At 71.8% G+C, this 13,187-nt stretch carries 11 protein-coding genes; 7 read left to right on the top strand and 4 right to left on the bottom strand.

The window, feature by feature from the left end; translation table 11 throughout:
- Positions 1-37: 37 nt before the first annotated feature.
- A complete protein-coding gene (gene rpsA, locus HJG43_06570; protein ID UER54261.1) occupies positions 38-1,534 on the bottom strand; it encodes a 30S ribosomal protein S1 in 1,497 nt (498 codons plus the stop codon).
- Positions 1,535-1,697: 163 nt separating this feature from the next.
- Between rpsA and HJG43_06565 the strand changes: the two genes are divergently transcribed.
- Positions 1,698-2,507 (top strand): class I SAM-dependent methyltransferase, encoded by an 810-nt coding sequence (locus tag HJG43_06565; GenBank protein UER55775.1) that lies wholly within the window; start codon positions 1,698-1,700, stop codon positions 2,505-2,507.
- 45 nt (positions 2,508-2,552) lie between these two features.
- On the opposite strand, the gene polA is transcribed toward HJG43_06565, so the two are convergent.
- Positions 2,553-5,264, bottom strand: a complete 2,712-nt coding sequence (gene polA / locus HJG43_06560; protein UER54260.1) for a DNA polymerase I — start codon at positions 5,262-5,264, stop codon at positions 2,553-2,555.
- Here polA and HJG43_06555 point away from each other — a divergent pair.
- Positions 5,263-5,661, top strand: a complete 399-nt coding sequence (locus HJG43_06555; protein ID UER54259.1) for a hotdog fold thioesterase — start codon at positions 5,263-5,265, stop codon at positions 5,659-5,661. The two genes, polA and HJG43_06555, sit on opposite strands and share 2 nt — an antisense overlap.
- A 40-nt stretch (positions 5,662-5,701) precedes the next feature.
- Here HJG43_06555 and HJG43_06550 read toward each other — a convergent pair whose 3' ends face one another.
- On the bottom strand, positions 5,702-6,280 hold the full coding sequence (locus HJG43_06550) for a GNAT family N-acetyltransferase (protein ID UER54258.1): 579 nt from the start codon (positions 6,278-6,280) through the stop codon (positions 5,702-5,704).
- A 121-nt stretch (positions 6,281-6,401) separates the two neighbouring features.
- Between HJG43_06550 and HJG43_06545 the strand changes: the two genes are divergently transcribed.
- The 5 genes from HJG43_06545 (at position 6,402) to HJG43_06525 (ending at position 11,729) form a co-directional block, all read left to right on the top strand.
- Positions 6,402-7,181, top strand: a complete 780-nt coding sequence (locus tag HJG43_06545; GenBank protein UER54257.1) for a DUF554 domain-containing protein — start codon at positions 6,402-6,404, stop codon at positions 7,179-7,181.
- Positions 7,182-7,614: 433 nt separating this feature from the next.
- Positions 7,615-8,985 carry a branched-chain amino acid ABC transporter permease gene (locus tag HJG43_06540; GenBank protein ID UER54256.1) on the top strand — a complete coding sequence of 457 codons (1,371 nt, stop codon included), beginning with the start codon at positions 7,615-7,617 and terminating at the stop codon, positions 8,983-8,985.
- A gap of 38 nt (positions 8,986-9,023) precedes the next feature.
- Positions 9,024-10,016 (top strand): branched-chain amino acid ABC transporter permease, encoded by a 993-nt coding sequence (locus HJG43_06535; GenBank protein ID UER54255.1) that lies wholly within the window; start codon positions 9,024-9,026, stop codon positions 10,014-10,016.
- Positions 10,006-10,953 carry an ABC transporter ATP-binding protein gene (locus HJG43_06530; GenBank protein ID UER54254.1) on the top strand — a complete coding sequence of 316 codons (948 nt, stop codon included), beginning with the start codon at positions 10,006-10,008 and terminating at the stop codon, positions 10,951-10,953. Before HJG43_06535 ends, HJG43_06530 begins: the two co-directional genes overlap by 11 nt.
- Positions 10,954-10,976: 23 nt before the next feature.
- On the top strand, positions 10,977-11,729 hold the full coding sequence (locus tag HJG43_06525; GenBank protein ID UER55774.1) for an ABC transporter ATP-binding protein: 753 nt from the start codon (positions 10,977-10,979) through the stop codon (positions 11,727-11,729).
- 73 nt (positions 11,730-11,802) lie between these two features.
- Here the strand turns inward: HJG43_06525 and HJG43_06520 are convergent, their stop codons facing one another.
- Positions 11,803-13,110, bottom strand: a complete 1,308-nt coding sequence (locus tag HJG43_06520) for an ABC transporter substrate-binding protein (protein ID UER54253.1) — start codon at positions 13,108-13,110, stop codon at positions 11,803-11,805.
- Positions 13,111-13,187 lie beyond the last annotated feature (77 nt).

The following is a 13,187-nucleotide window of genomic DNA, read 5'->3' as shown; positions in this document are numbered from 1 at the left end:
CCTCGCGGTACCGGGCCCCGTCGGGACAGCGGAGGGATCAGCCGTTGCCGGTCAGCTTCTCCCGCAGCGCAGCGAGCGCCTCGTCGGAGGCCAGCGTGCCCTCGTTGGCGGGGGCCGCCGGAGTCGGCCCGGCGCTCGGGGCCGGCGCGGGCGCCGAGCCCTCGGAGGAGTACGAGGTCTTCGTCTCGTTCTGCGCCTCGGCCTCGGCGTTGGCGGCGGCCTCGACCTGCTTCTTGTGGGCCTCCCAGCGGGCGTGGGCCTCGGCGTACTGCCGCTCCCACTCCTCGCGCTGGGTCTCGTACCCCTCGAGCCACTCGTTGGTCTCCGGGTCAAAGCCCTCGGGGTACTTGTAGTTGCCGGCCTCGTCGTACTCCTGCGCCATGCCGTACAGCGACGGGTCGAAGTCCTCGGAGGTCAGGTCGACGCCCTCGTTGGCCTGCTTGAGCGACAGCGAGATCCGGCGACGCTCGAGGTCGATGTCGATGACCTTGACGAAGATCTCGTCGTTCACCTGGACGACCTGCTCGGGGACCTCCACGTGCCGCACCGCCAGCTCGGAGATGTGCACGAGACCCTCGATGCCGTCCTCGACCCGGACGAACGCGCCGAACGGGACGAGCTTGGTGACCTTGCCCGGGACGACCTGGCCGATGGCGTGGGTCCGGGCGAACTGCTGCCACGGGTCCTCCATCGTCGCCTTGAGGGACAGGGAGACCCGCTCACGGTCCATGTCGACGTCGAGGACCTCGACGGTGACCTCCTGGCCCACCTCCACGACCTCGCTCGGGTGGTCGATGTGCTTCCAGGACAGCTCGGACACGTGCACGAGACCGTCGACGCCGCCGAGGTCGACGAACGCCCCGAAGTTGACGATCGACGACACGACGCCGGTGCGGACCTGGCCCTTCTGCAGGGTCTGCAGGAAGTTCTGCCGGACCGCGGACTGGGTCTGCTCGAGCCAGGCCCGGCGGGACAGCACGACGTTGTTGCGGTTCTTGTCCAGCTCGATGATCTTCGCCTCGAGCTCCTGGCCGACGTACGGCTGCAGGTCCCGGACCCGCCGCATCTCGACCAGCGACGCCGGCAGGAAGCCCCGCAGGCCGATGTCGAGGATGAGGCCGCCCTTGACGACCTCGATGACGGTGCCGGTGACGACGCCGTCCTCTTCCTTGATCTTCTCGATCGTGCCCCAGGCCCGCTCGTACTGCGCGCGCTTCTTGGACAGGATGAGACGCCCCTCCTTGTCCTCCTTCTGGAGGACGAGGGCCTCGACCTCGTCGCCGACCTGGACCACCTCGGAGGGGTCCACGTCGTGCTTGATCGACAGCTCGCGGGAGGGGATCACGCCCTCGGTCTTGTACCCGATGTCGAGCAGGACCTCGTCACGGTCGACCTTGACGATCTGGCCGGAGACGATGTCCCCGTCGTTGAAGTACTTGATGGTCGCGTCGATGGCGGCGAGGAAGTCTTCGCTCGAGCCGATGTCGTTGACGGCGACCTGCGGGGTGGTCGACTGCTCGGTGGTGGCGGTCATGTAGTAGGGGCTCCGATACGGACTGGTTGGAAGGGGCAGGGACGGTGCGGGAGGAGGTGCGCAGGAGTAACCCGCGCACACGACACGCGCTCAGCCAGCCTACTGCCGGACCAGGGGCCGGTCAAAAGCCCACACTGGTCCGGTGAGCACTCCCCCGACCGACCTGCCCGCCGCCGCCCGCCTCGCCCGGGCCGGGTACCTGCCGGTGGACCCGGACGCCGCGGGCCGGGGCACCCGCCGCTGGTGGGACGAGCAGTCCGGCGCCTACCTCGCCGAGCACGGCGCGTTCCTCGGGGACGCCCGCCTGCGCTGGGGCCCGGAGGGGCTGGACGAGGACGACGCAGGCCTGCTCGGCGACGTCACCGGCCGCCGGCTGCTCGAGGTCGGCTGCGGAGCGGCTCAGGGCGCCCGCTGGGCGGCGGCCCGTGGTGCGCTGGTGCTCGGTGTCGACGTGTCCGCGGGGATGCTGGCGCGCAGCCGGGAGCTGGACGCCCGGGCCGGCGTCGGGGTGCCGGTGGTGCAGGCGGACGCCGGGCGGCTGCCGCTGGCGGACGGGTCCGTCGACGTGGCGTTCTCCGCCTACGGCGCGCTGCCGTTCGTCGCGGACGCCGCCGGCGTGCTCGCCGAGGTGCACCGGGTGCTGCGCCCGGCCGGGCGCTGGGTGTTCTCGGTGACCCATCCCGTCCGGTGGGCGTTCCCCGACGACCCCGGGCCCGGGGGACTGACCGCCGTCCGCTCGTACTTCGACCGGACGCCGTACGCCGAGGTGGCCGCGGACGGCACCGTGCTGTACGCCGAGTACCACCGGACGCTCGGGGACTGGGTACGGCTCGTGGTCGGGGCCGGGTTCGACCTCGTCGACCTCGTCGAGCCGCCGTGGCCGCCCGGGCACGAGCACGTCTGGGGTGGCTGGAGCCCGACCCGCGGCCGGCTGCTGCCGGGCACGGCCGTCCTGGTCACCGACCGGCGCTGACCCCCCGGGGTCACTGGCCACCCCGGGAACCTGACGACCCGGGAGTCAGTGACCCGCCTCGTGCCAGGAGGTGCCGATGCCGACGGACACCTCGAGCGGCACGGACAGGTCGGCGGCGCCCGCCATCTGGCGGCGGACCAGGGCCTCGAGGCGATCCCGCTCGCCGGGTGCGACCTCCAGGACGAGCTCGTCGTGCACCTGCAGCAGCATCCGCGAACGCAGCCCCTCCTCGCGCAGCGCCCGGTCGACGCCGAGCATGGCGACCTTGATGACGTCGGCGGCCGAGCCCTGGATCGGCGCGTTGAGCGCCATCCGCTCGGCCATCTCCCGGCGCTGCCGGTTGTCGCTGACGAGGTCGGGCAGGTAGCGGCGACGGCCGAGGATCGTCTCGGTGTAACCGGTGCGCCGGGCCTCCTCGACGACCCCGCGCAGGTAGTCCCGCACTCCGCCGAAGCGGGCGAAGTAGTCCTCCATGAGCCCCCGGGCCTCCTCGACCGGGACGGTGAGCTGGCGGGACAGCCCGAAGGCGGACAGCCCGTAGGCCAGCCCGTAGGACATCGCCTTGATCTTCGCGCGCATCTGCGGGGTGACCTCCTCCGGCGCCACCCCGAAAACCCGGGACCCGACGAAGCGGTGCAGGTCCTCACCGGAGCGGAACGCCTCGATCAGCCCCTCGTCACCGGACAGGTGGGCCATGATCCGCATCTCGATCTGGCTGTAGTCGGCGGTGAGCAGGCACTCGAAGCCCTCGCCGACGACGAAGGCCTCCCGGATCCGGCGCCCCTCCTCGGTGCGGATCGGGATGTTCTGCAGGTTGGGGTCCGTGGAGCTGAGCCGTCCGGTCGCCGCGATCGTCTGCTGGTACGTGGTGTGGATCCGGCCGTCGTCCGCGACGGTCTTGAGCAGCCCCTCGACCGTCTGCCGGAGCCGGCTGGCGTCCCGGTGGCGCAGCAGGTGCAGGAGGAAGGGGTGCTCGGTGCGGACGTAGAGGTCCTGCAGGGCCTCCGCGTCCGTCGTCCAGCCGGTCTTGGTGCGCTTCGTGCGGGGCATCCCGAGCTGGTCGAACAGCACCTCCTGCAGCTGCTTGGGCGAGCCCAGGTTCACCTCGCGGCCGATGACCGCGTACGCCTCCTGAGCGGCACCGGCGACGACGACGGCGAACTCCTGCTCGAGGGCGCGCAGCCGCTCGACGTCCACGGCGATACCGGTGCGCTCCATCTCGGCGAGCACGGCGACGAGCGGCAGCTCGAGCTCGGTGAGCAGGCGCCGGCCCCCGCGCTCGTCGAGCTCGCGGCCCAGGACGGCGGACAGCTCGAGCACCGCGGCCGCCCGCACGCAGGCGGCGTCTCCCTCGTCCGGCCGGTCCCCGGTGTCGAGGGTGAGCTGGCCGGAATCCTCCTGCTCCTCGGCGCGCAGCTCGCGCTTGAGGTGCCGGACGGCGAGGTCGGCCAGGTCGTAGCTGCGCTGGTCCGGCCGGCACAGGTAGGCGGTCAGGGCGGTGTCGTCGACGAGCCCGGCGAGGGGCAGCCCGCGGCCGGCGAGGGCGTGCAGGGGTCCCTTGGCGTCGTGGAGCACCTTGGGCCGCTGCGGGTCGGCGAGCCACTCGGCCAGTGCCCGTTCGGCGTCCGGGTCGACGTCGGTGAGGTCGACGAAGGCGGCCGCGCCGTCGCCGGCGGCCAGGGCGAGCCCGGTCGCGTCGCCGTGCCCGGCTCCCCACGTCCCGAGCACGCAGAGACCGGTGCGGTCGGTGGCGTACCGGGCCAGCCACTCGCCGAGCTCGGCGCCGGCCGGCCGGGCGACGTCGACGGCGAACCCGGCCTCGGCCTCTGGCTCGGGAGCGGACAGCGTGGCGAACAGCCGGTCGCGGAGCACCCGGAACTCCAGGCCGTCGAACACCTGGTGCACCTCGTCGCGGTCCCAGGCCCGCACGGCGAGGTCGTCGACGGTCACCGGCAGGTCGAGGTCGCAGACCAGCGCGTTGAGCCGCCGGTTGCGCAGCACGAGGTCGAGGTGGTCGCGCAGGCTCTGCCCCGCCTTGCCCTTGATCTCGTCGACGTGGGCGATGACGCCGTCCAGGTCGCCGTAGGTGGTGAGCCACTTGGCGGCCGTCTTCGGGCCGACGCCGGGCACGCCCGCCAGGTTGTCACTGCTCTCGCCGACGAGGGCGGCGAGGTCGGGGTACAGCGCCGGCGGCACGCCGTAGCGCTCCTGGACCGCGGCGGGGGTCATCCGCCACAGCTCGGAGACACCGCGGACCGGGTACAGGACCGTCGTGCCCTCGTCGACGAGCTGAAAGGCGTCCCGGTCCCCGGTGGAGATGAGCACCTCCATGCCCTGGCGGCGCGCCTGGGTGGCCAGGGTGCCGATGACGTCGTCGGCCTCGTACCCCTCCTTGGTGACGACCGGGATCCGCAGTGCGGCGAGCACCTCCTGGATCAGGGCGACCTGGCCGGCGAACTCCTGCGGCGAGCTGGCCCGGGTCGCCTTGTAGTCGGTGAACTCGGTACTCCGGAAGGTGTCGCGGGAGACGTCGAAGGCGACGGCAACGTGGGTGGGCCGCTCGTCCCGCAGCACGTTGATGAGCATGGAGGTGAACCCGTAGACGGCGTTCGTCACCTGCCCGGTGGACGTGGAGAAGTTCTCCACCGGCAGGGCGTAGAAGGCCCGGTAGGCCATCGAGTGCCCGTCGACCAGCAGCAGCCGGGGGGGCGCCCCGGGGGTCCTCGCCTCGCTCACGGCTGTCACCCTAGGGCTCATGAGCGACACAGCCGGGTCCGCGGTCGGACCCCTGGCCCAGCGCCTCGGCATCGAGCTGGTCGAGGCCACCCCCGAGCGGGTGCGGGGCACGATGCCGGTCTCCGGCAACACCCAGCCCTACGGCCTGCTGCACGGCGGCGCCTCCGTCGTGCTCGCCGAGACGCTGGGGTCCGTCGGCGCGGCGCTGACCGCCGGGGAGGGCCGGGTCGCGGTGGGCGTCGACATCAACGCCACCCACCACCGGGCCGTGCGAGACGGCGTGGTGACCGGGACGGCGACGCGGCTGTCGGCCGGCCGGACGAGCGCCTGCTTCGAGGTGGTCGTCACCGACGAGCAGGACCGGCGGGTCTGCACCAGCCGGATCACCTGCGCCCTGCGGGACGCCCCGCCCGTCTGAGTCGCACCCGCCTGACCCGCGCCCGCCTGACCGGGACCACTCAGCCGGCGGCGGCCGTCACCGGGCGCTGCGCGGCCTCCCGTCGGCGACGGGCCAGGACGAGCTCAGCACCCGTGCGGCGGCGGCCGACGCCCTCCCCGGCGAGGCGCCGGCGCAGCGTCGCCAGCGGCACCACCCGCTGGACGGCGAGCGGGGTGAACCCGAGCCGGGCGAGAAAGCGCTGGGCGTCCCGGGCGCCGGGAGGGGTCGAGCAGACGATGTCGCCGGCGCCGAAGTGCTCGGCGGCGTTCGCGGCGACGGCGAGGAGCTGGCGGGCCACCCCGCGCCGGCGCCAGCGCGGGTCGACGTAGAGCTGGTCGACGTGCACGGCCTCCTGGCCGGTGAGGGGAACCGTCTCCCCCAGCCGCAGCACGACGACGCCCACCGGGTCGCCGCCGCAGCGGGCGAGGTACACCGAGACGTCGGGCCGGCTCAGCGCCGAGCGCATCCGGGACCGGTACGCCGCGGAGTCCTCCCGCGATGGCTGCTGGTCCGGGTCCCGGGCCTGCCGGACCAGGGTGAGCAGCAGGTCGACGTCCTCGGGGACGGCTCGACCGACCTCCACGGTGCTGCGGGGCATGTCCTCGCCTCCTCCTCCTCCTCCTCCAGCGCGCCCCTAGGATGCCCGGCGCCGACCCCGGAGGGTACGTCGGCCCCTGCCCCGGACGGAAGAGCCGCCCGGCGCGACGACGGAGGTGACCGTGATCGGGCTCGGCACCGTGATCAACGTGGCGGCCGTGCTCGTCGGGTCCACCCTCGGCCTGCTCCTCGGCCACCGGCTGCCGCAGCAGACCCGGGACGTCGTCACCGACGGCCTCGGCCTGGTCACGCTGCTCGTCGCCGCGCTGAACGCGGCCGCGGTCCTGGACGCCGGGCTCGCCGCCCAGGTCGGCGACTCCGCCCCTGTGCTCATCGTGCTCGGGGCTGTCCTCATCGGCGGCATCGTCGGCTCGCTGGTCCGCGTCGAGGACCGGTTGCGGGCACTTGGGGCCGTTCTGCAGCGCCGGTTCGGGGGTCGGCCCCGCGCGGCCGGCGGCCACCTCCCCGGCGACGCCGACACCGCCGAGCGCCGGGAGCGGTTCGTCCAGGGCTTCCTCACCGCGTCGCTGCTGTTCGTCGTCGGTCCGCTGACCATCCTCGGCTCGCTGTCCGACGGCCTCGGGCTCGGGATCGACCAGCTGGCGCTGAAGTCCGTCCTCGACGGCTTCGCCTCGGTGGCGTTCGCGGCGTCCCTCGGCGTCGGGGTGATGGCCTCGGCGCTCACCGTCGCCGTCGTCCAGGGCGGGCTGACCCTCGTCGGCTTCCTGCTCGGCGACGTCCTGCCGGACGCGCACGTCTCGGCCCTCACCGCGACGGGGGGCCTGCTGCTGGTCGGCGTCGCGATCCGGCTGCTGCGACTGCGTGACGTGCCGGTCGGCGACCTGCTGCCGGCGCTGCTCGTCGCCCCGCTGCTCGTCGAGGTCGTCGCCCGAGCGGGGTGACCCGGTCGACAGTCGACAGTCGCCGGTCGACAGTCGCCGGTCGGCGGTCGGCGGTCGGCGGTCGGCGGCGTGGCCCTGCTCGCAGAATGCTGGCTTCGCCCCCGCCTGGCCGGCGTGTCGCGCCGCCAACCCAGCACTCTGTGAGTACGGCGCGTCGTGCAGGGTGGCGGGATTGCATGATCACGAAGGGGGTGAGCGATGGGGTGAGTGAGGGGGTTACGGGACAAGTCGGTCAACACGGTGTTTCGGCGGCGGGCTCTGTGTCCGCGTCTGTGTAACGAGACGGTGACAGTCAGGTCCTGACGTCACGTTCACCGCGTCGACACCCTTCCGCAGCGTCGCAGTGTGGCTATGCTCACGCCCGCCCCTGCGGGGTCCGTCGACCGAGCAGAGTCGGCCTCGGCGTCTCGCACCACCGACCGGAGGTACCGGAGTGCACCACGCCCTCCACCGATCCGCCGTGCTCCGGCTCCGCCTGCTCGTCACGGCACTGATCGGCCTGGCCGTCGCCGTCGGGACGCTGCTGGCGGGGACGGCGACCGCGTCCGCAGCCGCCCCCGAACCCTCGGCCGGCGCCCCCACCCACCTCGCCGCCGGTACCGGGGACGGCGACGGGGAGCTGATCCGGGTCCGCGTCCGGACCGAGGACGGCGAGGACCTCGCCGGCGTCGACGTCCGGGTCGAGCAGGAGGGCGCCGAGATCGGGGCCGGCACCACCGACGACTCGGGGATCGCGGAGATCCCGGTGCCGGAGGCCGGCGACTACGAGGTGTTTGTCGACGAGGAGTCCCTCGCCACGGTGGCCGAGGGCCTGGCACCACGCCAGAACCCGATCGCCACGACCGTCAACGTCGGCAGTCCCCGCACGGTGGCCTTCCGGGTCGGCGAGGGCGGGGAGGCCACGGCGGCGGCCGGCGGCGACCAGCTGCAACGGGTCGCCCAGCTCACCGTCAGCGGGCTGCGGTTCGGCCTCATCATCGCCCTGGCCGCGATCGGGCTGTCGCTCATCTTCGGCACCACGGGGCTGACGAACTTCGCCCACGGCGAGCTCGTCACCTTCGGGGCGCTCACCGCCTACTTCTTCAACGCGGTGCTGGGCATCCACCTCATCTGGGCCACGGTGCTCACCGTGATCGCCGCCGGGATCTTCGGGTACCTCAACGACCGGCTGCTGTGGGGCCCGCTGCGCAACCGCGGCACCGGACTGATCGCCATGATGATCGTGTCCATCGGCCTGGCGATCCTGCTGCGCTACTTCTTCCTCTACCTGGCCGGCGGGCAGACGAAGAGCTACACCGACTACCGGGGCCAGGCCGGTGTCGCGTTCGGCCCGGTGACCCTGCGGCCGATCGACTGGATCAGCATGGGGATCGCGCTCGTCGTCATCATCGCCGTCGGCGTGGCACTGCTGCGCACCCGGCTGGGCAAGGCCACCCGCGCCGTCGCGGACAACCCGGCACTGGCCGCCTCCTCGGGCATCGACGTCGACCGGGTCATCCGGACCGTGTGGGTGGGTGGCACGGCCCTGGCCGGGCTGTCCGGCGTCCTGCTCGGGCTCGCCCAGCAGGTCAGCTTCATGATGGGCCTGCAGATCCTGCTGCTCGTCTTCGCCGCCGTCGTCCTCGGCGGGCTCGGCACCGCGTTCGGCGCCCTGTTCGGGGCGATCATCGTCGGGGTGTTCATCGAGGTGAGCACCCTGGTCATCCCGACCGAGCTGAAGAACGTGGGCGCCCTCGCCGTCCTCATCCTCGTCCTGCTGTTCCGGCCCCAGGGCATCCTGGGCCGGGCCGAGCGAGTCGGCTGAGCGGGCTCAGCAGGCGCTGCGAAAGGGAGTCCTGAACCGTGGACTGGGCAAACATCCTCACCAACGCCGCCCGCTCGATGATCGGGCTGGAGACGATCATCTACGGACTGGCCGCGATCGGCCTCAACGTGCACTTCGGCTACGCCGGGCTGCTGAACTTCGGGCAGGCCGCGTTCGTGGCGCTCGGCGCCTACGGCCTGGCGATCACGGTCACCATCGTCGGGCTGCCGTTCTGGCTGGGGCTCGTCGTGGGCCTCGTCGCGGCCGCGATCCTGGCCCTGCTGCTCGGTATCCCGACGCTGCGGCTGCGGGCGGACTACCTGGCGATCGCGACCATCGCCACCGCCGAGATCGTGCGCATCACGGTCCGCTCGAGCAGCCTGCGTGAGTACACCGGTGGCTCCACCGGGCTGACCGGGTTCTCCGACGGCTTCTACGACCTCAACCCGCTGTCCCCGGGCACCTACGGGTTCGGGCCGTGGCGGTTCAGTGAGCGGCTCAGCTGGATCCTCATCGTCGGCTGGGCACTGGTGGTCATCAGCTCCCTCGTGGTGTGGGCGCTCATGCGCAGCCCGTGGGGACGCGTCCTCAAGGGCATCCGGGAGGACGAGGACGCGGTGCGCAGCCTCGGCAAGAACGTCTTCGCCTACAAGCTCCAGGCGCTCGTCATCGGCGGCATCATCGGCGCCCTCGCCGGGTTCGTCTTCGCCCTCGGCCGGGCCGCCGTGCAACCGGACCTGTACGGCACCGAGTTCACGTTCTTCGCCTACACGGTGCTGCTGCTCGGTGGTGCCGCCCGCGTGCTCGGGCCGATCGTCGGCGCCGCCATCTTCTGGGTGGTGCTGTCGCTGACCGACAACATCCTCAACCAGGCCGTCTCGGCCGGGTACATCCCCAGTGTGATCATGACCGGTACCCAGGTGGGCCAGGTCCGGTTCATGCTCGTGGGGCTGGCGCTCATGCTGCTCATGATCTTCCGCCCACAGGGGATCTTCGGCGACAAGAGGGAGCTCGCGATCGATGCCCGCTGACCAGACGACGTCCCGCAAGGAGGCCGCGACCCGGGCCCTGGCCGACGTGCCTCGGGTCCCCGGCGCGCCCAAGCCGGACCCGATCCTCGTCGCCGACCACGTCCTGCGCGCCTTCGGCGGGCTCACCGCCGTGGACGTCGAGCACGTCGAGATCCAGCGCGGCGCCATCACCGCCCTCATCGGGCCGAACGGGGCGGGCAAGACGACGTTCTTCAACCTGCTCACCGGCTTCGACCGGCCGAACCGCGGGGACTGGACGTTCAACGGGCGCAAGCTCGCCGGCGTCCCGGCTCACAAGGTGGCCCGGGGCGGGATGGTCCGCACCTTCCAGCTGACCAAGGCGCTGTCCCGGCTGACCGTGATGGAGAACATGCGCCTCGGCGCCACCGGCCAGAGCGGCGAGCGGCTGTGGGCGGCGATGTTCGCCCCGCTGTGGCGCTCCCAGGAGGAGTCGATCACCCGGCGGGCCGAGGAGATCCTTGCCCGGTTCAGCCTGGACACCAAGCGCGACGACTTCGCCGGGAGCCTGTCCGGCGGTCAGCGCAAGCTCCTGGAGATGGCCCGGGCGCTGATGAGCGACCCCGAGATGGTCATGCTGGACGAGCCGATGGCCGGAGTGAACCCGGCTCTCACCCAGTCCCTGCTCGGTCACGTCAAGGACCTGCGCGAGCAGGGCATGACCGTGCTCTTCGTCGAGCACGACATGGACATGGTCCGGGACATCTCCGACTGGGTGATCGTCATGGCCCAGGGCAAGGTGGTCGCCGAGGGCCCGCCGGACGCCGTGATGTCCGACCAGGCCGTCATCGACGCCTACCTCGGCAGCCACCACGACGCCCCCCTCACCGAGGAGGAGGAGCAGCAGGTGCTGGCCGAGGCGGAGGCGAGGATCGAGGCAGCCCGCACCGACCGCACGAACCGTCAGGAGCAGCCGTGAGCGCACCCCAGGACAGCACCTCCGTGGACCGCAGCGAGCACCTCGCCGCCGCGCAGGGCGCACTGCTGCGCGCCGACGACCTCGTCGCCGGGTACCTGCCGGGCGTCAACATCCTCAACGGCGCGGACCTGTACTGCCGCGAGGGCGAGCTCGTCGGCGTCATCGGGCCCAACGGCGCCGGCAAGTCGACGCTGCTCAAGGCGCTGTTCGGGCTGGTGAAGATCGGCTCGGGCACGGTGACCCTGCGCGGCGAGGACATCACGAACCTCAAGGCGAACAAGCTCGTCGCCAAGGGCGTCGGCTTCGTCCCGCAGACGAACAACGTGTTCCCCTCGCTGACCATCCAGGAGAACCTCGAGATGGGTCTGTACCAGAAGCCGAAGCGGTTCAAGGAGCGCTTCGACTTCGTCACCTCGTTGTTCCCCACCCTGGGCGACCGACGCAACCAGCGTGCCGGGTCACTGTCCGGCGGCGAGCGGCAGATGGTCGCGATGAGTCGGGCCCTGATGATGGAGCCGTCCGTGCTGCTGCTCGACGAGCCGTCCGCCGGCCTGTCCCCGATCATGCAGGACGAGGTCTTCATCCGCACCAAGCAGATCAACCGGGCCGGTGTCTCGATCGTCATGGTGGAGCAGAACGCCCGGCGCTGCCTGCAGATCGCCGACCGCGGCTACGTGATGGACCAGGGCCGCAACGCCTACACCGGCACCGGCCGGGACCTCGCGAACGACCCGAAGGTGATCGAGCTGTACCTCGGCACCCTCGCCACGGCCTGACGGCTGCAGACGCGGGAGGGGCCCGGCCGACCGGCCGGGCCCCTCCTCGTCGTGCGGACGACGTCAGCTCGGGTCAGATCTGCCCGAACCGGAAGTCGATCGCGCTGTAGGTGTTGTCCTCCGCGTACTCGTAGATGCCGATGGTGGCCTCGGTCGGGTCGCCGTTCTCGTCGAACTCGATCGGGCCGCTGACACCGTCGTAGTCGATGTCCTCGCCGGCCTCGAGCAGCTCCGCGCACTCCGCGAACGTGGTGCACTTCTCGCCGCCGCTGGTGACGTCCACCATCTTGCTGGCGATGGACGGGCCGCTGTCGTCACCGGCCGCGATCGCCGCGAGCGCGGTGATGATCGTGGCGTCGTAGGACTCCGGCCCGTAGCTGAACACGGTGAGCGTGGAGTCAACCTCGAGCAGCCGGTTGCGGAACTCGTCGGTGACCTCGGCCCCGGGCAGGGTGCCCTTGACCCCGGTCAGCGTGCCGGGGTCGAAGTCGTTGCTGTAGTCGGCGGTGTTGCCGTCGACGAGGTACAGCGGGACGTCCTGCGGCCCGATCCCCTGGGCGATGAGCTCGGGGACGATCTTCTTCGTCTCGTCGAAGCCGACGAGCACGATCGCCTCGGGGTTCGCCGCCGCCATCTGGCCCACCTCGGCGGAGAAGTTCGCCGCCTGCGGGTTGTAGATGATCTTGTCGACGACGGTGCCGCCGCCGTCCTGGACCGACATCTCGATGTTGTCGGCCAGACCAGTGCCGTACGGGTCGTCGAGGGCCATGATGCCGACGTCGAGGTACCCGTCCTCGATGAGCAGCTCGCCCATCACCCGGCCCTGGAGCACGTCGGAGGGCGCGGTGCGGAAGTAGAGGTTGTCGTCGTCGTAGGTGGTGAAGTCCGGGGAGGTGTTCGCCGGCGAGATCTGCAGGACGCCGGCACCGGTGATCCGGTCGATGACGGTGAAGGACACCCCGGACGACGCGGCGCCGACGATGACGTCGACGTCCTGGCTGAGCAGCCGCTCGACGGACTGCGAGGCGATGTCCGTCGAGGTGTCGCCGGAGTCCGAGTCGAACTTCTGCACGTCCTGGCCGAGGACGCCGCCGGCCTCGTTGATCTCCTGGACGGCGAGCTCGACGCCGGCGAACTCCGGTGGGCCGAGGAACGAGAGGTTTCCGGTCTGCGGGAGCAGCGTGCCGATGGTGAGGGTGCCGTCACCGCTGGCCGCCGGGGCGTCCGTCTCGGCGGACGTCTCGGTCTCGGTGGTGTCGCCGGTCGGGGTGGCGGTCGTGTCGTCGGCCGGCTCGTCGCCGTTACCGCCGCAGGCGGCCAGCGTCAGACTGGCCACGCCCAGCACCGCAGCGGTGCGCCAGGCGCGCGAGGGTCGGATCATGGAGCGTCTCCTTAGAAGCACGGGGAACCCACGGGGGCCCCGGACCGATGTCGGTGGTCGGAACCTAGTCCAGCGGC

The sequence above is a fragment of the Kineosporiaceae bacterium SCSIO 59966 genome (assembly GCA_020881835.1).
Lineage (GTDB): Bacteria > Actinomycetota > Actinomycetes > Actinomycetales > SCSIO-59966 > SCSIO-59966.
The sequence above is the reverse complement of the archived record's forward strand: the minus strand, read 5'-3'. Positions and strand labels throughout refer to the sequence as shown.